At 71.0% G+C, this 22,999-nt stretch carries 17 protein-coding genes; 10 read left to right on the plus strand and 7 right to left on the minus strand.

Translation table 11 applies throughout. From position 1 onward, the window contains the following. Positions 1 to 5: 5 nt before the first annotated feature. The 5 genes from EES42_RS14155 (at position 6) to EES42_RS47280 (ending at position 4,555) form a co-directional block, all read left to right on the plus strand. Entirely contained in the window at positions 6 to 1,286 is a 1,281-nt protein-coding gene (locus tag EES42_RS14155) for an NtaA/DmoA family FMN-dependent monooxygenase (RefSeq protein WP_124719357.1), read from the plus strand. Positions 1,287 to 1,290: 4 nt separating this feature from the next. Further along, positions 1,291 to 2,106, plus strand: a complete 816-nt coding sequence (locus tag EES42_RS14160) for a DUF1684 domain-containing protein (protein WP_124718591.1) — start codon at positions 1,291 to 1,293, stop codon at positions 2,104 to 2,106. A 255-nt stretch (positions 2,107 to 2,361) separates the two neighbouring features. Beyond that, positions 2,362 to 3,261, plus strand: coding sequence for a S1 family peptidase (locus EES42_RS14165; RefSeq protein ID WP_124718592.1), 900 nt, complete (start codon positions 2,362 to 2,364; stop codon positions 3,259 to 3,261). 211 nt (positions 3,262 to 3,472) lie between these two features. Then, positions 3,473 to 3,952, plus strand: a complete 480-nt coding sequence (locus EES42_RS14170; RefSeq protein ID WP_124718593.1) for a hypothetical protein — start codon at positions 3,473 to 3,475, stop codon at positions 3,950 to 3,952. 474 nt (positions 3,953 to 4,426) lie between these two features. Further along, a complete protein-coding gene (locus EES42_RS47280) occupies positions 4,427 to 4,555 on the plus strand; it encodes a hypothetical protein (protein ID WP_259929567.1) in 129 nt (42 codons plus the stop codon). An 887-nt stretch (positions 4,556 to 5,442) separates the two neighbouring features. Here the strand turns inward: EES42_RS47280 and EES42_RS14175 are convergent. Continuing rightward, positions 5,443 to 6,369, minus strand: a complete 927-nt coding sequence (locus tag EES42_RS14175) for a DUF4231 domain-containing protein (protein ID WP_241196388.1) — start codon at positions 6,367 to 6,369, stop codon at positions 5,443 to 5,445. Between the two features lie 226 nt (positions 6,370 to 6,595). On the opposite strand from EES42_RS14175, the gene fxsA reads away from it, so the two are divergent. The 4 genes from fxsA to fxsT all read left to right on the plus strand — a co-directional run bounded on the left by fxsA (position 6,596) and on the right by fxsT (position 14,565). Further along, complete coding sequence (gene fxsA / locus EES42_RS14180; protein WP_206433471.1) at positions 6,596 to 6,763, plus strand: FxSxx-COOH cyclophane-containing RiPP peptide; 168 nt, start codon at positions 6,596 to 6,598, stop codon at positions 6,761 to 6,763. A gap of 76 nt (positions 6,764 to 6,839) precedes the next feature. Then, positions 6,840 to 9,086 carry a radical SAM/SPASM protein FxsBH, inactivated beta-hydroxylase extension form gene (gene fxsB, locus EES42_RS14185; protein WP_206433472.1) on the plus strand — a complete coding sequence of 749 codons (2,247 nt, stop codon included), beginning with the start codon at positions 6,840 to 6,842 and terminating at the stop codon, positions 9,084 to 9,086. A 204-nt stretch (positions 9,087 to 9,290) separates the two neighbouring features. After that, the gene (gene fsxC, locus EES42_RS14190) at positions 9,291 to 10,652 is read left to right on the plus strand and encodes an FxsC protein (RefSeq protein ID WP_164495238.1); all 1,362 of its coding nucleotides are present in this window, start codon (positions 9,291 to 9,293) and stop codon (positions 10,650 to 10,652) included. Further along, positions 10,636 to 14,565 (plus strand): FxSxx-COOH system tetratricopeptide repeat protein, encoded by a 3,930-nt coding sequence (fxsT, locus tag EES42_RS14195; protein ID WP_124718595.1) that lies wholly within the window; start codon positions 10,636 to 10,638, stop codon positions 14,563 to 14,565. Before fsxC ends, fxsT begins: the two co-directional genes overlap by 17 nt. Before the next feature lie 54 nt (positions 14,566 to 14,619). Here the strand turns inward: fxsT and EES42_RS14200 are convergent, their stop codons facing one another. From EES42_RS14200 to EES42_RS14220, 5 genes are all read right to left on the minus strand, one after another. Next, complete coding sequence (locus EES42_RS14200; protein ID WP_124718596.1) at positions 14,620 to 15,495, minus strand: alpha/beta fold hydrolase; 876 nt, start codon at positions 15,493 to 15,495, stop codon at positions 14,620 to 14,622. 311 nt (positions 15,496 to 15,806) lie between these two features. Continuing rightward, positions 15,807 to 16,304, minus strand: a complete 498-nt coding sequence (locus EES42_RS14205) for a phospholipase (RefSeq protein ID WP_124718597.1) — start codon at positions 16,302 to 16,304, stop codon at positions 15,807 to 15,809. A 188-nt stretch (positions 16,305 to 16,492) separates the two neighbouring features. Continuing rightward, positions 16,493 to 17,737: a vWA domain-containing protein gene (locus tag EES42_RS14210; RefSeq protein WP_124718598.1), complete on the minus strand. Its 1,245-nt coding sequence runs from the start codon at positions 17,735 to 17,737 to the stop codon at positions 16,493 to 16,495. Continuing rightward, the gene (locus tag EES42_RS14215; RefSeq protein ID WP_124718599.1) at positions 17,734 to 19,008 is read right to left on the minus strand and encodes an AAA family ATPase; all 1,275 of its coding nucleotides are present in this window, start codon (positions 19,006 to 19,008) and stop codon (positions 17,734 to 17,736) included. The genes EES42_RS14210 and EES42_RS14215 overlap by 4 nt, the downstream gene beginning before the upstream one ends. Before the next feature lie 63 nt (positions 19,009 to 19,071). Beyond that, a complete protein-coding gene (locus EES42_RS14220; RefSeq protein ID WP_124718600.1) occupies positions 19,072 to 20,472 on the minus strand; it encodes a hypothetical protein in 1,401 nt (466 codons plus the stop codon). A gap of 185 nt (positions 20,473 to 20,657) precedes the next feature. On the opposite strand from EES42_RS14220, the gene EES42_RS14225 reads away from it, so the two are divergent. Further along, complete coding sequence (locus EES42_RS14225) at positions 20,658 to 21,695, plus strand: hypothetical protein (protein ID WP_124718601.1); 1,038 nt, start codon at positions 20,658 to 20,660, stop codon at positions 21,693 to 21,695. A 102-nt stretch (positions 21,696 to 21,797) separates the two neighbouring features. Here EES42_RS14225 and EES42_RS14230 read toward each other — a convergent pair whose 3' ends face one another. After that, on the minus strand, positions 21,798 to 22,838 hold the full coding sequence (locus tag EES42_RS14230; protein ID WP_124718602.1) for a DUF3533 domain-containing protein: 1,041 nt from the start codon (positions 22,836 to 22,838) through the stop codon (positions 21,798 to 21,800). Positions 22,839 to 22,999 lie beyond the last annotated feature (161 nt).

The raw sequence follows: 22,999 nt of genomic DNA on the forward strand, positions 1-22,999 counted from the left end.
GGCAGATGCATCTCGCCGCCCACTTCCCGGGCGTCAACAACACCACGGTCTGGGCGGACCCCCGCTCCGGGAGCCAGATCGACTTCTCCTCCTTCGAGCATCTCGCCCGCACCGCGGAGCGCGGCAGGTTCGACTTCTTCTTCCTCGCCGAGGGGCTGAGGCTGCGCGAGCACAACGGCCGCATCCACGACCTGGACGTGCTCGGCCGCCCCGAATCCCTCACCGTGCTGGCCGCGCTGGCGGCCGTCACCGACCGGCTCGGCCTCGCCGCCACCGTCAACGCCACCTTCAACGAGCCGTACGAACTGGCCCGCCGCCTCGCCACCCTCGACCACCTCAGCGAGGGCCGGGCCGCCTGGAACGTCGTCACCTCCTTCGACGCCTTCACCGGGGAGAACTTCCGGCGCGGCGGCTACCTCGACCGGGCCGACCGGTACACCAGGGCCGCCGAGTTCGTCGCCACCGCCCGCGAACTGTGGGACACCTGGACCCCCGACGGCACCCCGCGCCCGTTCGCGCACCGGGGGCAGCACTTCGCCATCGAGGGCGAGTTCACCGTCCCGCGCTCCCCGCAGGGCCATCCGGTCGTCATCCAGGCCGGTGACTCCCCGGACGGCCGCGAGTTCGCCGCGTCCACCGCCGACATCGTCTTCACCCGGCACGGCACCCTGGAGTCGGGCCGTGCCTTCTACGCCGACGTCAAGGCGCGGCTGGCGAAGTACGGCCGGGAGCCCGACCAGCTGAAGATCATGCCCGGGGTCACCTTCGTACTCGGCGACAGCGACGCCGAGGCCCAGGAGCGGGCGGCCGAGATCCGCCGCCGGCAGGTCTCCCCGCAGAACGCGCTGCTGGCCCTGGAGCAGGTCTGGGGCCGCGACCTGTCCGCCTACGACCCCGACGGGCCGCTGCCCGACATCGACCCGGATCCCGGCTCCTCGCTGGTCCAGGGCCGGGTCAGGCACGGTGACCCTCTTGCCGTCGCGGCGCGCTGGCGGGCGCTGTCCGAGGAGAAGGGGCTGTCCATCCGGCAGACCGTCATCGAGACGACCGGCCGGCAGTCCTTCATCGGCAGCCCCCGGACGGTCGCGGAGCAGCTGACCGAGTTCGTCGCCGCCGACGCCGCCGACGGATTCATCCTCGTACCGCATCTCACCCCCGGCGGCCTGGACGACTTCGTCGACCGGGTCGTCCCGCTGCTCCAGGAGCGCGGGGTGTTCCGCTCCGAGTACGGCGGTCCCACGCTGCGGTCGCATCTCGGGCTCGCCGAGCCGGTATGGAAGGGTTGACCGCATGAGCACGGACGCACAGCAGCCGCACGGATCCGAGCAGGCGGCACAGGACTGGAAGCACTGGCACGAGGAGCGCACCGCCACGGTCGCCGGACCCTACGGACCGCTCTCCCTCACCGGCACCCACTGGCTCTCCGACCACCCGGAGGGCCGCATCCCCGGGGTACCCGGGCAATGGCGGGAGGACGGCGACGAGCTGGTGCTCAGCGCCTCGGCCGCGGACGGGCTGACCGTCGACGGCGAGCCCTTCACCGGCCAGGTCCGCCTCACCGCCGACCGCGGCCCGATCGACGAGTCCCGGGTGGCGCACGGTGAGCGGCGGCTGGTCGTGCTGAGCCGCGAAGGACTCTGGGCGGTACGGGACTTCGACCCGGACTCCCCGGCACGACGCGCCTTCCGGGCCATCGAAGCCACCCCGTACGACGCCCGCTGGGCGCTGCCGGGCACCTTCCGTCCCTACGACAGCGCCCGCACGGTCCGGGTCGAGAACGCCGACGGGGTCGAGCGCGGCCTCGGGCTCGCCGGTGAGATCGCCTTCGAGGCCGACGGTACGGAGCACACGCTGCACGTCGCGGTCGAGCCCGACGGCTCGCTCTGGGCGGTCTTCGCCGACGCCACCAGCGGGAACAGCAGCTACCGCTTCCGGTTCCTGCGGCCCGCAGCACCCGCCGAGGACGGCAGCGTGACGGTCGACCTCAACCGCGCGCTGCTGCCGCCCTGCGCCTTCGCGGACCACTTCATCTGCCCCTTCCCGCCGCCCGGCAACACCCTTTCCGTCGCCGTCGAGGCGGGGGAGCGCAACCGCGTCGACGGCTGACATAACGTCATATTCCTACGGAGCGGCGGCCCCGGCAGCGTCCCTGCTGCCGGGGCCGTTGCCGTGCTGCCGGGGCAAGTTCAGGCCAGAAGGCCCTCTTGCGCCAGAAGTTGACGCCTTGAATACTCCCGAGCAGCGCTTGTCAGGAGCACGGCATGTCCGCGGTGCGGGCTCACAGCCGTGCGAACGACTGCGCCTCACGGGTCCGACCACCCCACAGGCGGACCCCCGACTTCCCCTCGGGAGGAATGAAAAGTGAGGATCAAGCGCACCACCCCCCTCAGCGGCACCGCGAGACGCACCAGGGCCGTCGCCATCGCCGCGGGCCTCGTCGCCGTCGCAGCTCTCGCCGTCCCCACCGCACAGGCCGACACCAACACCACCTTCAGCGCAGCGCAGCTCTCCGCCGCGAGCGACGCCGTGCTCGGCGCCGACGTGGCGGGCACCGCGTGGAACGTCGACCCGGTGAGCAAGAAGCTCGTGGTCACCGTCGACCGCACGGTTTCGAAAGCCGAGATCGAACAGATCAAGCAGTCCGCCGGGGTCAACGCCGGCGCCCTGAAGATCGAGCGCACCACCGGGAAGATCAGCAAACTGCTCTCCGGCGGCGACGCGATCTACGCCCCCGGCTGGCGCTGCTCCCTCGGCTTCAACGTCCGCAGCGGCAGTACCTACTACTTCCTGACCGCCGGTCACTGCACCGACGGCAACCCGCCCTGGTACACCAACTCGTCGAACTCGACCAGCATCGGCCCGACGGTCGGCTCCAGCTTCCCGACCAACGACTACGGTCTGGTCCGGTACGACAACGCCTCGGTCTCCCACGAGGGCACCGTCGGCAGCGTCGACATCACCAGCGCGGCCAACGCCACGGTCGGCATGTCCGTCACCCGGCGCGGCTCCACCACCGGCACCCACAGCGGCTCGGTCACGGGCCTCAACGCCACGGTCAACTACGGCGGCGGGGACATCGTCTACGGCATGATCAAGACCAATGTCTGCGCGGAGCCCGGCGACTCCGGCGGCCCGCTCTACTCCGGATCCAAGGCGATCGGCCTCACCTCCGGCGGCAGCGGCGACTGCTCCTCGGGCGGCACGACGTACTTCCAGCCGGTCACCGAGGCGCTCAGCGCGTACGGGGTCAGCGTCTACTGACACCCCCGCACCCCCGGTCCGGCGCTCGAACACCCGGCCTACCGAGAAGGAGCCCCTGCCCGAATGCCGGGCAGGGGCTCCCGCTCACCCCGCGGCTTTTGAGAGGATGTGGGGCAGGTCGGTCACGCAGGAGCAACGGGGGCGGGTGCTGAGCCAGCCGGAGGGACGACCTCCGGAACCCCCGGCCAACACCTCAGGGGGTTCCAGGTCCGTGAAACGCATCGGAGTGACCGGTCATCGCACCATCCCGCAGGAGGCCCACGCCCATGTGCTGTCGGGGTTACGGGCGGCGCTCTGCGGCCTCGAAGGCTCCCTGGAGGCCCTCTCCAGCCTGGCGGTGGGGGCGGACCAGATCTTCGCCGACCTCGCGCTGGCCTGCGGCGCCGACCTCACCGTGGTGATCCCGAGCGGCGACTACGAGTCCTGCTTCGAGGACGCCGCCGAACTCGCCCGCTACCGGGCCCTCAAGGACCGGGCGGCCCGGGAGGTCCGGCTCGGCTACCCGCACTCCACCGACGAGGCGTACTACGCGGCCGGCGCGTACATCGCCGACCACTGCGACCGGCTGCTCGCGGTGTGGGACGGCAGGCCGGCCCGCGGCCTCGGCGGCACGGGCGACATCGTGACGTACGCCCGCAGCCTGGGCCGCCCGGTCACGGTGATCTGGCGCGAGGGCGTGGAGCGGGGCTGACCGCGTACGAGATCGCGTATCACTGGCGCCACGTCACATCCGGTAGCCGGGTGCGCCGGTGCGTCGGGTCGATGAGCTCTCTCCGGTGGTCGAGTTGCCAATGTGACTTTGCTTTGCGGCCGGCGAAGGAATGACGCCGGACCCGGCGCTCCTGGCGGCCGGCCTCTGGGCCAGGTGACGCCGGACCGGCGTTCCTGGCGGCCAGCCTCTCTGGGCCGGCCTGGGCAGCGCCGCCAACGTCCGCTCCCACCTGCGGTTCTGTCGTCACCTCGACGGCGCGGGAGACGGCTGCGTTCGGTCCGGGACGGCCTCGCGTGACGCTCTTGTCCCAGGTGGTCGACCTCAGTTGCCAACCGAGGCCATGAGAGTGAAGTCGTGCCGCCGGAGAGTGCAACGGTGCACGGTCCCGGGCGCGTTGATTGATTGCACGGTGCTCGGTGAGGTGCCGAAGAGAGAGATAAGGGGGTGGTGGGGGTGAGTTCAAATCTGGAGAAGGTTCACAGGAAGTGGACCAGTGCCGAAAAGGCGCAGGTCGCGCTTTCGGCAGTAGGAATTCTTGTGGCGATTGTCGCCCTGGTGGCGCAGCTTGCTCAGCACGTCTGAGTGTCCACGCATGAGATCCGGGAGCGACCGGCCGTTGCACATGCAGCGAGCCCGGTCTATTGCTGGGCGACCGGGCTCGCGAACTGCGATGAAGGTCCAACTCCCGCCAGGGTTGGGCCTTTTGCCGTGGAAGGAGAATCACCTTCGCGCCACACGCGTGGAGATTACCACTCCGGGTTCGGAGGCAGGCAAGTGCGCTGCCGCCGAATGTGGTACGGCCTCGGGCTCCGAAGCTGCCGGGCCGCGGCCCGGTGGCCCCGTGGCGGCCTGCGGGGCCTGGGTGCCCGGGATCCGTGGGCAGTGCGCGGCGCTGGAGGCGCCGGTTCCAGGTGATCACCCCTGCCGTGATCACCCCTGCCGTGATCACCTCTGCCGTGATCATCCGGCCTGATCACCCCGGCGTTTTCGTCCCCACCCGTTCGTGATCACCGGTTCGGGCGGATGTGCATCGGACTCGGACTCCCCGGGAAATACCGGTACTTCGCTCATTCGTCCCGGTGTGCGGAACCGTTCTGAGAAAAGCCGCGATCCACTCAATGGAATGCGGTTTCCCGCTCCGGCGGGCTTGACTCGGCTTCGGTGTCACGTAAATGACGGAGGTTCGCCCTGCGCGACCCAGGACGTGGCGGTGCGAAGGCGGAAGCGTGACCCCGAATCGCGAATCACATACCGTCACGCTCGCCGGGATTCGCGGACCCCGTGAAAACGCGCCGTCCGTCCATCCCCGGCATCGGGGCGGGAAATCGGGCACCCCATTCCCCATTTCTCAATTACCCGCGCGGGCCTTTTCGGTGCGCCGGCGCGGAATCGGAATGGGTGTTCAGATCCACGACGACTTGTGGATGCCGATCGACACGCTGTTCCGCCCCCGCGTCACGGACGGCACGTCACATCTGGTGCCGGGCAAGCCAGTCGGTGTGCTGCGGGGAGACGATGCGCTCGGTCTCGAACACCGCACCCGGCCACTGACGCTCGGTCAGCGTGGTCTCCATCGCGACCTGCATCGCCTCCAGGTCCTCCTCCACCAGTGAGTGGGCCGAGATCAGCGGGTGGTGGCGGCGCATCTCGCTCCACGCCAGACACGAGGCCGCCGCGGCCGACAGCACCCCCGTCAGGGCGAAGGACTGGGTGACGGAGAACGTCCGCAGCAGGGCGAGGACCAGCGCGAACGCGGTCAGCGCGGCGATGGTGGTCGACCAGACCAGGGTGGCGCGCCGGGACACCTCCTGACGCCGGCGGTACCAACTCCTCTGCTCGATAAGGCGGTCCCGCACGTACGTCTCCTTGCGTACGGTGAACGCCTTGTCCCGTAACGCGCGCATCGATTCGGTGATCAGCCCGCCCGAATCGGCCGTCAGGTCGCGGGGGTCGGCCCATCCCACCTTGCGAAGTTCCTGGAGGCCCTCTTCGAGACGGTTCGCGAACACCGCCTCCGGGTGTTGGGTGCCGGTGTCGAAAGGTGATCCGTGCACCGAGTAACGCCAGCACATCGACTTGATGAACTCCGCCGCCGAGCGGTTCAGTTGCCAATGCGACTTTGCTTTGCGCCGGGCGGAGAGGTACGTCGTGATCAGGACACCCAGGTAGGCCAACACGCTGACGCCGTCGGTGAGTTGAAACGTGTCACCCAGCTCGGCGTGCCAGGGGAACGCGGCCGGTGTGGCCCCCGTGACCAGGAGAATCAGTTGGATGCGGGTGGTGTTCACCGCCTCCCGCTGCCTCGCGATGGCGATCTCGTCCGTGTGGTGAAAGAGCGCCGGAAGGTCGGCGTTCCTGAAGACCATGCTCTGGAGCGGCCCGGGAAGCGCCGTCATGTTCACTCCCGTCTGCGGTTATGTCGTCACCTCAATGGCGGAATCGGTGGTTCCGTTCGATTCGGGACGGCCTTGTGTGACGCTCTCGTTCCAAGTGGTCGTCCTCAGTTGCCAATCGAGGTCATGAGAGTAAAGTCGTGCCGCCGGACACTGCAATGGTGCAGATACTGTTGCTGCATTCCTGTCCGGAACCATTCCATCGGAACAAATCCCCTCAAGGACGGCCGTGAACACCTCTGAATCCTCCCCCTCCTTCGCCGTTGCGAAGAAGAGCCGTGTGCCGCTCGCCCAGATCGATGTCCGCGGCAGTGCCGCTGCACGGAAGCTCGCCCGCGTACACGCCGTGTCGGACGGTCGCCCCACCCAGGCGTCGACCTTCAACTCGGCACTCTGAAACAACCCGAACAACCCGCCGAACGCCTCGTGGACCGAAGCTCCGAGCACCCCTTCGGGCTGGCTAGACTGGTGGAATGACAGGACCCCTGGTCCCTTTCCGCGAAGTCGTTCTCAAGGTTCACAGCAGGTGCGATCTTGCTTGTGACCATTGCTATGTCTATGAACATGCAGATCAGAGCTGGCGAACCCGGCCCAGGACAATCTCTGATGATGTCATTTTCCGGACTGCTCAACGCTTGGCCGAGCATGCCAAGGCACATGCACTGCCCTCCGTGTCAGTGATCCTGCACGGAGGGGAGCCTCTACTGGCGGGGCCCGCCCGATTGCGGCGAGTCTGCGAAGTGCTCACCTCCGCCTTCGACGGCGTCGCGGAACTCGACCTCCGCATTCACACCAACGGACTCCAGCTCAGTCCGCGGTATCTCGACCTCTTCGACGAGTTCGGCGTCAGGGTCGGCATCTCCCTCGACGGCGACCGGGCCGCCAACGACCGGCACCGCCGCTACGCGGACGGACGCAGCAGTCACCCCCTGGTCCTCAAGGCCGTCGAGCTGCTCCGGCAGGAGCGCTACCGCCACCTCGATCTCGGGCTCCTGTGCACCGTCGACATCGAGAACGATCCGATCGCGGTCCTCGACGCGCTCACCGAGCTCGATCCGCCGCTCATCGACTTCCTGCTCCCGCACGCCACCTGGGACGACCCGCCGCCCCGCCCGGACGGTTCGCCCACTGCCTACGCCGACTGGCTCCTCGCGGTCTTCGACCGCTGGCAGGAGCAGGGGCGCCCGGTGCCGGTGCGGCTCTTCTCCTCGGTGCTGTCCACGCTGAGCGGCGGCCCCAGCCTCACCGAGTCGCTGGGGCTCGCCCCGACCGACCTCGTCGTCGTCGAGACCGACGGCCAGCTGGAGCAGGTCGACTCGCTCAAGAGCGCCTACGAGGGCGCCGCGGCCACCGGCTTCGACGTCTTCACCCATACCTTCGACGAGGTGGCGGCCCACCCCGGGGTGCGAGCCCGTCAGCTCGGGCTGGCCGGTGTCAGCGAGGCCTGCCGCCGCTGTCCCGTCGTGCGCTCGTGCGGCGGCGGCCTCTACACCCACCGCTACCGCTCCACCGGGCCGTCCGGCGAGTTCGACAACCCCTCCGTGTACTGCGAGGACCTGGCCGCCCTGGTGCGCGGCATCGAGGCGCGCACGGCCGCGTCCCTCGTCGCACCCGAGCTGACCGATCCGGCCGAACTGGCCGCCTCCCAGCGAGACCTCACCCGAATGCTGCTGGCCCGGCTGAACGCCGACGTCGAGGAGCGGGGCGACGAGCGGTGGGCCCGGGCCTGGGAGCTGGCCGCCGCCGTCGAGGCCTCTGAGGAGGGGGCCCGCGGCCTGGACGAGGTGCTGTCCCACCCGTACACCCGCACCTGGCTGATCCGCGCCCTGGAGGCGCTTCACGAACGGCCGGGGGAGGTGCGGGACGCGCTGCGGCTGCCCGCGTATCTCGCGGCCGCCGCCGTACGGGCCGGCCTCGACCTCCGGGTGGATGTGGGCTACACGGACGGCAGGCTGGTCCTGCCGGGCCTCGGCGAGTTGCGGATCGGGAGATCGGGGGAGCGCGGCACGGCGCGGGTGCGTGCCGTCGAGGGCGGCCTCCTGGTCCGGCGGGGCGAGGGGGATCCGGCCGAGCGGCGGATCACGCTGTCGTCGGCCGCCGGTCCCGGCTGGCGGCCGGTGCGCCGGCTGGTGGTGCCCGGTGGGGCGTCCGGCCCGGCGCTCGATCTGGTGCTCGACGACCTCGACCCGTACCGCGACTGCTTCGCCGTGCCGGCCGCGGCCGCGCTCGACGACCGCGCCGCCGCGGACCTGTTGGGCAGGATCGGCGACGCCTGGGCGCTGATCGGGGCGAAGGCGCCGCTACGGGCCGCGGAGACGGCCGGACGCCTCACCACCCTCACGCCGCTCACCGGCCTCGCCCCCGCCGAACCCGCCGTGGGCCGGCACGGCCGCGGCGCGCTGGGCATCGCCGCGGACGGCAGCGCCGAGGAGTTGGCGCTCGCACTGCTGCGCGGATCACGGCGGGCCGAATTGCAGGCGCTGGCCGATGTCACGGATCTTTACGCGGCGGACGGCTCCTGGGAACATCGGATTCCTTGGGAGGAAGAATCAGTTCCGTTTTCCCGGTTGCTGGCCGACACCTATGAGCGGACGGCGTTGGGCGCATTCGAGCCGCGCCTGCTGGAGGGCGTACCGCAGGCCCTCGACGCGCTGGAGGGTGCCGCCGAGCTGACCGTGAGTGGAAAGCGGCTGCTGGATCTGATGCGAAAAGAGATCTGAGGGTCGAATTCCGGTTCGGACGGAGCGTCGGTGCACACGGGACAACTGGGAGGAACAGCCGCAGACCGAATTCGATCAAGGAAATGTTCGGCCGGACCCGGGAACGTATGACTGAAAACCGGCGTTGAATGACCGAACGCCATGGGGGTGGAGCAACGTCCGCTCCGGAATGATGAATTCGCTCGCATTCACTTCAGTCCCCGGATGCGGGTGCTCACACAGGACGGGGGTCGTGTGCACGCAACAACGCAGCAGCGAGCGGCGGACCATCGGCCGTACTTCTTCTTGAGTTATGCCCATACACCGGGCTACGGCCGAGGAACGGACCCCGATATGTGGGTCGAACGCCTCTTCAAGGATCTCTGTGACCACGTGCTGGCCATGACGGATCTGCCCGCGGGCGCGCCCGCGGGGTTCATCGACCGCGAGATACGCTCCGGCGAGGGCTGGTCCGAACGGCTCGGTGAGGTGCTCGCCACCTGCCGGGTGTTCGTTCCGCTGTTCTCGCCGCGCTACTTCGCGAGCGAGATGTGCGGCAAGGAGTGGTACGCCTTCGCCCAGCGCGCCATCCACCACCGGGCCCGCTCCAACCAGCGGGCCGAGGCGATCGTCCCGGCCCTCTGGGTGCCGGTACCCCCGAGCCAGCTCCCCGGCCCCGCCGAGCGGTTGCAGTTCAACCACCGTGATTTCGGGGACCGTTACGTCAGCGACGGCCTCTACGGACTCATCAAACTCCGGCTCTTCGCCGAGGAGTACGAGCGCGCGGTGTACGAACTAGCCAAGCGCATCGTCAACGTCGCCGACACCATAAGGATCGGCACCGGCCGCCCCGTCGACTACCGGCTGGCGCCCAGTGCCTTCGGCCCGCCCAACAGCTCGGTGGGCGCCCCCCGTCCCATGCAGGTCACCATCGCCGCCGCCACCCGGCACGACCTGCCCCCAGGTCGCAACCCCGACTACTACGGCGACAGCCCGCAGGACTGGAACCCCTACCACCCGGCCGCCGCGCGCCCACTGGCCTACGTCGCCGAGGACCTGGTGCGCTCCCTCAACTACCAGGCGACCATCTCCTCCTTCGACGAGGAGACCGGGCACGGGGAAGGCAAACAGCCGCCCAGCAGGCCGGAGATCCTGCTCGTGGACCGCTGGGCCCTGCAGGACGAGGACCGGTGCCGTCGGCTCGCCGCCTTCGACGCCGAGAACCGCCCCTGGGTGACGATGATCGTGCCGTGGAACCGGGAGGACCACGAGAGCATGGCGGCCGAGGCCGAACTGACCGAGAAGCTCGAACAGACCATGCCGACCAAGATGCGCCAGGGACGGGCCTACTGCCGGGCCGCCGCCAAGGGCGTCCCCAGCATGGAGGCCTTCGGGCAGCTCCTGCCACAGGTCGTCGAGGTGGCGGCCCAGCAGTACCTGAGACATGCGGCGGTGTACCCACCGGCCACCGGCGGCGGACACACCGAACGGACGCGGCTGCTGGGGCCGATGGCACAGACGAACTACACCCCCGAGACACACGACCCTGCGACGGATGCGGAGGACACGGATGACGGCCAGTCGTGACGGGCGCATCGTCACCTTCTACTCGTACAAGGGCGGCACCGGGCGCACCATGGCCCTGGCCAACACAGCCTGGATACTCGCCGCCAACGGAAAACGGGTACTGGCCGTCGACTGGGACCTGGAGGCACCGGGGCTCCACCGCTTCTTCCACCCGTTCCTCGACCCGTCGACACTCGGTGCCACCACCGGCGTCATCGATCTGATCACCGAGTACGCGTGGGCCGCCACCAGCCCCGTCCAGCGTGCCGACGACTGGCACCGCGACTACGCCCGGATCCAGCCGCACGCCGTCTCCCTCGCCCCCGAGGCGCTCGGCTGGGAGTTCCCGCAGGGCGGCACGCTCGACTTCGTCTCCGCCGGGCGGCAGAACCGCGAATACTCCGCGACCGTCTCCACCTTCGACTGGGACAACTTCTACGACCGGCTCGGCGGCGGCCACTTCTTCGACGCCCTGCGCGACGACATGAAGGCCAACTACGACTACGTCCTCATCGACAGCCGGACCGGCCTCAGCGACATCGCCGACATCTGCACGGTCCACCTCCCCGACGTCCTCGTCGACTGCTTCACCCTCAGTGACCAGTCCATCGACGGCGCCGCCTCCGTCGCCCGGCAGATCTCCGAGCGCTACACCGGCCGCCCCATCTCCATCTTCCCCGTACCGATGCGCATCGACGAGGGCGAGAAGGAGAAGGCGGACGCCGGCCGGGCGCTGGCCCGGCTGAAGTTCGACCGCCTGCCGCGCGATCTGTCCGGTGACGAACTCACCGCCTACTGGGGCGCGGTGGAGATCCCCTACCGCCCCTATTACGCGTACGAGGAGACCCTCGCCACCTTCGGCGACGAGGCCGGCCTCACCAACTCGCTGCTCTCCGCCTTCGAACGCCTCACCTCCGTCATCACCGACCAGCAGATCACCTCGATGCCACCGGTCGGCGAAGAGGTACGGCTGCGCATCCGGGACGCGTTCACCCGGCGCAGGCCGGCGCTGCCGGCCGATCTCTTCCTCAGCTATGTGGCGGAGAACCGGATGTGGGCCGACTGGATCGAGTCCGTGCTCACCCGGGCCGGGTTCCGCGTCGTACCGCGCGACGTGTCCGCCCAGCGGGAGTCCGCGGAGCCGGCGCCCGCCGAGAACGCCGCCCGTACCGTGGTGCTGCTCTCCAGCGCCTACCTCAAGTCCCAGCGCGCGGTGAACCTCTGGGACCGGGCCGTCGCGGAGGACCCCGGGGGCGGACGGCGCCATCTGCTGCCGCTCAGGGTCGGTGACGTACGGCTCTCCGCGCCCTACATCGACCGCAACCCCGTCGACCTCTTCCGGCTCGACGAGGTGCACGCCACCGCCGCCCTGCTGCGCGCCCTGGACCGGCCCGTACAGCTCACCGACGCGGTCTCGCCCGGCCCGCGCTTCCCGGGCACCGTCCCCAGGATCTGGAACGCCCCGCCGCGCAACCCCGGCTTCACCGGCCGCTCCCTGGTCCTGGAACGGATGCGCGACCAGCTCGGCGGCGGCATGGCCGTGGTGCTGCCGCAGCCGCAGACCCTGTACGGACTCGGCGGCGTCGGCAAGACCCAGGTCGCCCTGGAGTACGTGCACCGCTTCATGGCCGACTACGACCTGGTCTGGTGGATATCTTCCGAGCAGACCGACGACGTGGTGGCCGCGCTCGCCGAGCTCGCGGTCCGGCTCGGCGCCCAGGGCGGCGACGACATGGCGGCCGCCTCCCAGGAGGCCGTGGACCTGCTGCGGCGGGGCGTGCCCTCGGACCGCTGGCTGCTGGTCTTCGACAACGCCGACGACCCCGAACGGCTGCGGCGCTACTTCCCGCAGGGCGGCTCGGGCCACATCCTGGTCACCTCGCGGAACCAGGCGTGGTCCCAGCACGGCGACGCGCTGCCGGTCGACGTCTTCCTGCGCGAGGAGTCCATCGAACACCTCCAGCGCCGGGCCCCGGGGCTGAGCGACGAGGACGCCGCCCAGGTGGCCACCGCCGTCGGTGACCTGCCGCTGGCCGTCGAGCAGGCGGCGGCCTGGATCGCGGAGACCGCCACCCCGATCGACACCTACCTCGAACAGCTGGCCCAGCAGGCCCCCGAGGTCCTGGCGCTCAACCAGCCGGCCGGCTACCCGGAGCCGGTCGCCGCGACCTGGAACATCTCCATCCAGCGCCTCAAGGAGCGCTCGCCCGCCGCGGTGCGGCTGCTCCAGCTCTGCGCCTTCTTCGCACCCGAGCCCATCTCGGGGAACCTCCTGTACAGCAAGGAGATGATCGAGGCGCTGAAGCCGTACGACGCCTCGCTCCAGGAGAAACTGGTGCTGGGCCGGGTCATCCGGGAGATCGGCCGGTTCGCCCTCGCCAAGGTCGACCAGGTGTCCAACTCCATCCAGGTGCACCGGCTCGTCCAGGCGGTCATCCGGGCGCAGCTGACCGAGGAGGAGCAGCGGGACGCCCGGCACGCCGTCCACCGCATCCTGGCGGGCGCCCGGCCCGACGACGACGAGCCGATCGACAACCCGTCGACCTGGCCGCAGTTCGCCACCATCTGGCCGCACCTCGGCCCGTCCGACGCCCGCAACTGCAAGGAGCCCGAGGCCCGCAGACTCCTGATCGACCGGGTCCGCTACCTCTGGAAGCGCGGCGACTTCCGGACCGCCACCACGCTCTGCGAGGAGCTGCGCGAGATCTGGCGCCAGACGCTGGGGGAGCGGGACATCCAGTACCTCTACCTCTGCTTCCACCTCTCCAACATCTACCGCTCGCGCGGCCGTTACGTGGAGGCCAGGGAGCTCGACGAGATCACCCTGGCGACACAGCGGGAGGTGCTGGGCGCGGAGCACCCGCACACGTACATGAGCACCAGCAGCCTGGCGACCGACCTCGGCACGCTCGGGGAGTACACCAGGGCGATCGAGCTGGCGACCGAGGCCACCGACGGGTTCAACCAGATCTTCCACGAATCGCACCCGAGGACGCTGGCGGCGGCCAACAACCTGGCGTTCACCCTGCGGTCGATCGGGCAGTACGCCAAGGCCCGCGAGATCGACCAGGACGTCTTCGACCGGCGCGTCGAGGTGCTCGGCGCGGAACACCCCTACAGCCTCTCCTCCGCCATGAACCTGGCCCGTGACCTGCGGGACGTCGGGCGGTACGAGGACTCGGTCGGCATCCTCAGCCGTACGTACGACAGTTACAAGGCCACGCTCGGCCGGGCCTTCCCGGGCACACTGAGCGCGGCGAAGAGCCTTGCGGTGTCGCTGCGCCGCGCGGGCAGACTGGAGGACGCCCGCCGGCTGACGGTGGCCACCCGTGCCAGGTACCGGGCCAAGTACACCTCCGCCAACCCGGAGTCGCTGGCCTGCGATCTGAATCTGGCGGCCGACCTGTTCGCGGCCGGCGAGGCGACCGAGGCCAGGGACACCGCACAGGAGGTCGTCGACCAGTACATGAAGGTGCCGGGGGAGAAACACCCGTACACCCTCGCCGCGCTGAACAATCTCGGCGTCTACCAGTCGGGGAGCGGCGCGCCCGAGGAATCGGTGCGGGTGCTGACCAGAGTGGTCGCCGCGATGCGGGAGGTGTACGGGCCGGAGCACCCCAACACCCTGTTCTGCGTGATGAACCTGGCGAACGCGACGGCGGAGCGGGGCGACCTCGATCTGGTGCTGGAGACCGAGGAGAAGGTGTCCGGGCAGCTCAGGAGGGTACTGGGGGCGCATCACCCGGAGACCCTGGCCATGACGTCGAACATGGCGGTCACGCTCGACGCGATGGGGCGCAAGGACGAGGCGCTGCGGCTGAGGTCCGAGACGGTCGAGGAACTGGCCCGTCAGCTCGGCGACGACCATCCGATGACCCGGATCGCCCGGGACGACGACCGGTTCGAACGCGAACTGGAACCGACGGCGGTGTGAGCCCCGGGAGCGTCCGGCTCTCGCCGGACGCTCCCGGACCGCCGGGTCCGCCCGCTATTCGGCGGGCGGGTCCAGCAGCCAGTTGAGGATCCTGGGCAGCGCGTGCAGCGCGTCGAAGTGCGCTGCCGCCGGTTCCACCACGACGGTGGAGTTCGGGATGCGTTCGGCCAGCCAGCGCGAGTGGCCCACCGGCGAGAACACGTCCTTCTCGCCGTGCCACAGCATCACAGGCCCGGTGATGTCCGCCGGGTCGAAGCCCCACGGATTGCTGAACGCGATCGCGTCGTCGATCCAGCCCCAGGCCGAAGTGCGCAGCCCCTCACGGTAGTTGCGCAGCAGCATGGTGCGGACCCCGACGTCGTTGACCACCAGCCGGTCGGAGTCGGTCAGTTCCTGGCGCAGATCGTCGATGAGCCGGACCGGGTTCTTCCTGATGACCGCGGACCGCGAGATGAACGACTCGGCGAGCCCGTCCGGATCGGCCGCCGCCGTGGAGTACGCCAGCACATTGGAGGCGGCCATCCCCTCGAACCAGTCGAGACCGTCGGCCCCCCACGGGGCCAGCCCGACCAGCGCGGCAGTACGGGTCACGCGCTCGGGCATCAGTGCCGCGCAGGCCAGGGCGTGCGGCGCACCACCGGACCGGCCCACCACGGCGAACCGTTCGAGCCCCAGATGGTCCGCGATGGCCCGCACGTCCTGAACGGCGTCGGCGACACAGCGCCCCGGCAGCCGGTCGGACTCGCCGTAGCCCGGCCGGTCGTAGGTGATCAGCTGGGTCTTGCGCTGGTACAGGACCATGCCGCGCGGAGCCGGACCGAGCCTGCTGCCGGGCATCCCGTGCAGCAGGAAGACCGGTCTGCCGCGGGGATCCCCGAGACGCTCAACCACCAGATGCCGCCCGTCCGCCGCGCGCACCTGACTACGCACTTGGCGCCTCCTCCGTAAGGTGCGGGCACCGAGTGCCCGACTTTTCCCGCCCGATTCGATGATGGCTCATCAGAGCTCTTACCTACTGCGGGAGTTGGAAACCCGCTGGAGGGCGGCGGATGGTGCGTCGGGTGTCCGGGCGGCACCGGGTGCCGGCAGCGGATCCCGTACGAAACCCGTACAGCGGCGGTCCGGGCGGGGAGGCGGCATGGCCCCGCCTGCGTGGCTCGACGCAGCGGAGCCCGGTGCGCCGCCGGGCCGTCCCTGCTGGTAGGCCGGCCGGCGGCGCGCCGGGCGCTGTCGGTGGGTGATCAGGCGGCCCGGCCGAGTCCGGCGGAGCTCGCCTTCGCCGGTGCCACGCCGAAGATGTCCACGGCGTGGTAGTACGTCCACGCCGTGCTGTTGCACGCGGTGTGCTTCGCTCCGGAGTACGCGGCGCACACGCGCTTGAGGTCCTCGTAGAACGCGGAGTCGATGCGTGCCTTGTTGGCGGAGAAGATGCCGGCCGCCTTGTGGTTGCGGTAGCCGAAGTCGTGGCGGGCGCACGCGTTCTGGAAGGGGAAGCCGAACGGGTTGTCGGGCGAGCTGCTGCAGTAGTCCGTCGACCAGTCGAAGCCGTACGCGGCCCAGGCGCCCTGGTTGTTGCGGGCGCTGTTCCAGGCGTTGTAGCTGGCGGCGCTCGTCTGGGTCCAGGAGCTGAGGACCTGGGGCTTGTCGGCAGGGGCGGCCGAGGCGGAGGCGGCGGGGAGCAGGGCGAGCGGGAGCGACAGAGCGACCGTGGCAAGCGGGACGGTGAATCGGCGACGCATGAGCAACCTCCGGAGAACTATGGGGAGTTGGGCTGATCGTGCTCGCTCCTCGTGATCTCACGAGATCGCTTCAGCAGGATGCCATGCGCTTGTCCTGCCTGGGGTCTGTTCGGCGGATCAGGGCCGGACGGTGGATCAGGGCGGGGGAGGGCGGCCGTGGGAGGGGAGGCCGCCGCCCCCGCCAGGATTCACCGGTCGGCGGGAGCCGTGCCGATGACCACCGTGCGTGCCCACGCGGGCGGGGAGTCCGGAACGTAGTACGGATCGTCCTCGTCCCGCGACCGGGGGAACAGGCCCACCACCGTCCGGCACGCCGGCTGCGTACTCGGCCAGGGGGTCTGACCATCGGTCAGGACCACGACGACATCGGGCCTCGGCCGCGTCCGCAGGGCCCTGGCGAAGCCGGTGCGCAGATCAGTACCCCCGCCGCCCACCAGCGGGATTCCCTCCGCACGGCACAGCGGGTGCGCGACCCGGGCCGCCGCGTCGCACGGGAGGACGGTGATCAGATCGCGACGGCCGCCGACGGCGCGGGAGATCGCGGCGACCTCCAGGAGCGCGCTGCCCAGTTCGGTGTCGCTGACCGATCCGGACGTATCGATGACCACGCAGACCCGGGGCGGCCTGCGCCTCAGGCTCGGCAGCACGGCGCCGGGCACACCGGCCGAGCGCCGTGACGGGCGGCCGTACGTGTAGTCCTCGCCCGCGCCGGATCCGGAGGCGGCCGAACGTACCGCCGCACCCAGCAACTCCCGCCACGGCTGCGGCGGGTGGAACGCCTCCTCCGCCCACCGCTGCCACCCCTTCGACGCGTTCCCCGGACGGCCGGTGATGCCCTGCGCCACCCTGAACCGCACCGCGTCCCGTTCCTGTTCGCTGAGGCCGTGCGCGCCGTCCGGCCCCAGGTCCCACTCCCGCTCAAGTCCGTCGGCGCCGCTGCCGCAGTCCAGCCAGGCCAGGTCCTGCGTATGCGGACCGAGCCGGAACCGGCGCAGGTAGTCCTCCATGAGCTGCCCCCTGGGGAGCCCCAGCGTGTCCGGATCCACGGCGCCCTCCGGCCGGACCAGCCCCTCGCCGAACACATCGTCGTTGATCTCGCAGTCGGCGGCGATGTTCATCCGCAGCCGTTCCGCGGGGCCGGTCAGCCCCTGCTGCCGCGCGACCCGGTCGCCGCGCCCGTGATGGTCGCGCAGCAGGTGCGAGACCTCGTGCACCCACACCCCGGCCAGCTCCTCCTCCGGGGTCCGGTCCACGAAGCCGGGCGAGACGTAGCACCGCCAGTGCCGGTCGACGGCCATCGTCGGAACCCGCCGCGACTCCACGACGCGCAGGGCGAACAGGGCCGTCGCCAGATAGGGGCGGGCCCGGACGGCCTGGAGCCGGGCGGCGAAGAGCTTGTCGAGGTCCAGCGCCCCCGGCGTGTCCGGTGTCATCGGCCGGCCTTCGCGGCTGCGGCGGCCCGGTCCGCGGTCCGGGCCGCCGCCCGGTCGGCACGCCGGGACAGGGACACCGCTCCGGCGAGCTGCTCGATCGATGCCGGAACGTCCCAGTCCTGCCTCCGCAGCGAGGCGAGCGTGGTCGCCGGGACGACCACCACGTCCGGGGTGCCGGTCTCCAGCGCCCGGACCAGGAGCGCCCATGCCGCGTCCCAGCGGGGCTTCTCCGGGCGGTTGCGGACGGCCGCCACCACGCCGTCGAGCACCGCCTGGCGCAGATCCCCCCGCTCGGGCAGGTCGGCGCCCGCCGGGTCGGCGAGCAGCGTCTCGGGGTCCGGCAGGTCCATCCGGTCCAGGCTCGCCAGCAGCTCCAGCCCCGGACCGTCTCCCACGGTGCCCCGGACCAGCAGGGAGAGCACATCCCGGGATGAGCCGGCGGCGGTCGCGAACGCGATGAGACACAGCGTCATGTCCCAGCTGCGGGGCGACGGCCAGGGACCGCCCCGGCGGGTCTCGCCGCTGGGCAGCCGGTGCACGAGCGCCGGCCGGGCGGAGAGGAGCCCGCACACCGCCCGGCGTGCGAAGTCCACGGCTTCCGGCAGCCGTCCGGGTTCGAGCCGGGGCAGTGTCGCCCGGGGCCAGGTCCCGGCGAGGCCGCGCACCACCACCTCGTGGTCGTGGGTCCACTGCAGATGTACGAACCGGTTGGCCAGCGGCGGACTCAGCTCCCAGCCGTCGGCCGCCGAGGAACGAGGGTTGGCGGCGGCCACGATCCTTACCCCGGGCGGCAGTCGCAGGGCGCCGATCCGCCGCTCCAGTACGAGACGCAGGAGGGCGGCCTGAACGGCGGGCGGCGCGGTGGACAGCTCGTCCAGGAACAGCAGCCCCCGGCCGGCCCGCACCAGCCGCACCGCCCAGTCCGGCGGGGCCATCGGGACGCCCTGTTCCGCGGGGTCGTCCCCCACGACGGGCAGCCCCGAGAAGTCGGACGGCTCATGGACGCTGGCGATGACCGTGGTCAGCGGAAGGTCCAGGGACACGGCGAGCTGCGTGAGCGCGGCGGTCTTGCCGATGCCGGGCTCGCCCCACAGGAGTACGGGCAGATCGGCGGCCACGGCGAGGGCCAGGGCCTCCAGCTGGATGTCCGGGCGGGGTTCGGTGGTGGTGTCGCGCAGCAGGGCCGTCAGTTCACCGGCGATGTCGAGCTGGGAGGCGCGGTCCTCGCCGGAGTGAGGGCCGGACGTGGCGAAAGGGGTGCGTGTGAGCATGTCTGAATCACCTGTGGGTTCGTGGTGAGGCACAAGGCGTACGGGAAATGTGCGGAATTCCGGTCAGCGACGGACCGCGTGGCGCGGGTGAGAGCGACGGTCACGGGGCCGGCGGCGGTACGGGTGGAGGCGGTCCGGCCCTTCGACCAGGCCCGCCCGGAACAGCCCGTAGGTGATCCGTCGCCGCGCCGCCGCCTCCAGCTCGTCCCGCAGTTCGCCGCTGCGCAGCAGCGCGCCGGGGCCCAGCAGACCCTCGACGACGGCCAGCGCACCGGCGATGTCGCCGTGGTCCAGGCGTTCGCGTACACCGGCGAGGCAGTCCGGGCGGCGGTGCGCCTCGTCGATGGCCTGGAGACAGGGGAGGGGTGTGCCGGTCAGTGCGGCCAGCAGCTCCTCCCGGCGGATCTCGGCGGGGTCGTGGTCCAGCGGGGCCAGTACCCCGTCGACCAGACCGATCCGGTGCCGGGCTCCCCGGCAGTCCACGAGGCGTGGCCGCCCCACCGGGTTCGGGGGCCGGGCCGGAGCGACCGCCGAGTGATCCGGCACCAGGGCCGCGAGGACCAGCGGGTGCAGCCGCCCGGCCTCGATCGATCCGGTACGGAGCAGATCGAGGTCGGGCAGCACCCAGGTCGCCGCGTCGGGCAGCACCGGCAGCGCGGAGACACCGCCGTCCGTGGCCGTGGTCGCCGCCGCGATCCGCAGCACGGGCGGCCCGGGGCCGTCCCCCTCCGGCACCAGGTCCAGGAGCAGCCGGTGCCCGGCCCCGAACCGCACGACGACGGTCCCGGCGGACCGCCCCTCGGCCCGGAGCAGGATCCCCGCCTCGTCCGCCCACCGGCCGACGGCGCAGCTGCGCCCGGACGGCACCGCCCCCGGCGGCATCGCGGGGCGGTCGCCGGAGGACGGCGGCCCGGCCGCCCCGGACCGGATCCGCAGCTCATCGGCCCTGCGCGCGTCCCACAGATGGCGGTGCAGATCGAGGCGGAACCGAGGGTTCGGGCGGTGGTGCGGATGGCGGCGGGCCTCGGCGCCGGAGTCCGATCCGTCCCACAGCGCGAGCCCGATCCGCTGCCCGGCATCCGCCCAGGCGGGCGGAGTCCGGACCACCAGACGCACCGGACGCACACCGCCGGGCCCCTCGGTGTCGTACCGGGCCAGAGTGATCGTCAGGCCCGGCCGCAGCAGCCCGCGAGGAGCGATCCGCGGCAGGTGCCAGCGCAGCAGGTCAGGAGCCAGATGGCGGAGATCGTCCCGGATCCGGGACGCGAGTTCGTGGCCGTGGGTGCGCGCCACGGAGCGGGGGCCGAGATCGACATCGACACCCGCGGCGGCGCATGCCCCTGCCCAGTCGCCGACCTGGCGGCGGGCGGTCGCGGTCTCGATCATGGAGGGCGGCACGGCGAACTCTCGCACGCGCGCCCAGAGGGAAAGGCGGGAATCCCTGTTCGCGTCCTGAGTGAGCATCAGCACTCACCTTGCGCGGACGGGGCCCCCAATCTGTTGACAGAGTGAGTTGTCATCGCCGGGCAGCGTAGCTTCCGCTGCCCCGATCCGCCAGGTGTTTCCGCCCGGACCGATCTTCGTTGTGAACTACGTGCATGCTTCAATGTTTGTGTCGGTGGGAGTGGATTGGCAGGGGTAGGGGCGGTATGTCTGAATCGGATCGCCGGCTGGTGCAGACCGCGGTCATCGGGAGCGCCTCATCGGGTATGGGCATCGTGCTGCCGCAGGAGGCCGACGAGCTCCGGCGGCTGCGTCGACGGCATCCGGCGTACACGTACTGGTGCGGCACCCAGCTCGGTGGCTGCGGCGGCAAGTTGTCCGACCGGCTCTACGTGGACAAGGTCTGCCACTTCGCCCACGCGCCGAACGCCTCCTGTCATCGCGATGCCAACGGCGCGGACAGCGCGGACCATCTCTTCGTCAAGCAGGACCTCGCCCTCTGGGCCCGCGGCAGCGGTATCGACGCACGCGCCGTGCTGCGTGATCTGGGCTCGGGCCCGGGTGACGCCGTCGACCTCCGGGTCCGTGACAGCCGGCAGCGGGTGCGTTTCCAGTTCCGGAGGCTGTCACACCCCGAATGGCGTTCGGCGCGTGAGGAACTGGCCCGCGACGCGGCAAGCCTGGACTGGGTCTTCGGGCCGGGTTCCGCGCACCCGGAGACCGTGGCGGAGATGTACGCGGCGAACGGCTGTGTGCTGCGCTTCCGCTGCGAGACGCAGGGGGTGGCGAGGCGCATCCGGATCAGGGCGGAGGAAGCGCGGCGCAGTACCGACTGGGTGCCGCTCGACGCCTGCGTGATGACGCCCGAGGGGTTGCTGGTCCCAGGTGCGCGGGGGCTGAGGCGTGCGAGCCGTCGCCCCGTCGTGGAGGCGTCCCCGGTTCCTCCGGTGGCCGTTCCCGCTCCGCGGCCCGCCACCGGGGCGGACCGCCGGTCCGGGCGGAGTACCAGCCCGTTGGTGCGGAAGGTCCAGCGCTTGGTGGACGAGCTGAACGCGCTCGCGGCGCCGGCGGACGCCGACGTACGGACGAAGGCCGAGCGGATGGACCGTGAGGCCGCGTCGTGGGTCGAGCGGTACGGGCGGCTGACGGGCCCGGACTTCTGGTCCGGCAAGGCCACCAAGGTCGCGGGCCAGGGGGACGAACTCGCCCGCAGGCTGGAGAAACTGGCGGGGACGCTGAAATGACGGGGCCGGCCCGGACGGCGAGGGGTGTTGTGAGAGCGGCCGCTCCCATGGGGGAGGGCGGCCGTCTCCACGCGCGGAAGCGGCCGAGGAGGGGCGGGGCGGTCAGGGAAGCGGCTTCGAGCCGAACGGCGGCCGTTCGCCGGTGAGTTCCTCCGGTTTGCGGCGGGCGGCGACCAGGAGGGTGATGGCCGTGCCCACCACCGCCCATGCGGACAGCACCAGCAGGGAGCCGGTGACCGCGTTGCCCCTGAAGTAGGCGATCGAGCGGGCCACCCAGGTGCCCGCCCCGGGTGGCAGTGCGGGACCGATCGCCCGCCAGAAGTCCGGGAGCATCGGCAGCGGGTAGGCGCCGCCGGCGCTCGGGTTGCCCGCGATCACCACGATCAGGACGGCCAGGCCGATGCCGACGATGCCGGTGAGGGCCTGGAGGGCGAGGGTGATCATGCCGACCGCGAAGACGGTCAGCGTGCCCAGGCCCGACAGGCCCCAGAAGCTTCCGGGCAGGGCACCGAGGATCGGGCCGATGATGATCGCGCCGCCGATCCCGCCCGCGATCGAGTACAGCGCCATGACGCCGGTCCGGATCACCGCGCGCTGACGGTTGGCGGGCTTGGCGCCCGCGCTGATCGCCAGGATCGAGGCGCAGAGGTAGCCGCCGACGCACCAGCCCACGACCAGGTAGAACGACGAGATGCCGTTGAAGTCCTGGCCGGAGGCCGGGGCCAGGTCCACCGCCCGCACCGTGCGCTGCTGGGTCCGGTCGACCTCCGTGACGATCTTCGTCAGGGTGGTGGCCATCGAGGTGCCGCCGCCGGAGGCGACCAGCACGGTGTCGGTCGTGCCCTTGGGGTTGACGATCAGGGCGCCGTCGATCCTGCGGTCGAGGATCTGTTCGCGGGCGGTGGCCGCGTCGGCGAGCGTGCGGGGGTCCAGCGGGCCGCCGGGAAGGTTCTTCAGGTCGGTGAGGAGCTGTGCGGAGACCTGCCGCGGCGCGACGACGCCGAAGGGTACGTCGGTCGGCTTCGGGTTGTGCAGCGCCCCGACGTAGGACGCGATGAACAGCAGCTGCAGTCCGAGCACACCGATGACGAGCAGTGCGGCCCGTGGAGTGACGGCGTTCTTCACCTCGTCGACGAAAGTCATGCCCCCACGCTCCGGGGCGCCGGTTGTTCGTGCAGGCGGGGCAGGGCCGAATGGCTGACCGGGCGCCTCTCGGGCCACCGGTCCGGGGGACGGAGAGGTTCCGCGTCCGGGGTATCGCACGAATGTTCGAAACTTGGTCTATGGTGGAGCGGAGGGGGTGG

This window comes from Streptomyces sp. ADI95-17, from assembly GCF_003846175.1.
GTDB lineage: Bacteria > Actinomycetota > Actinomycetes > Streptomycetales > Streptomycetaceae > Streptomyces > Streptomyces sanglieri.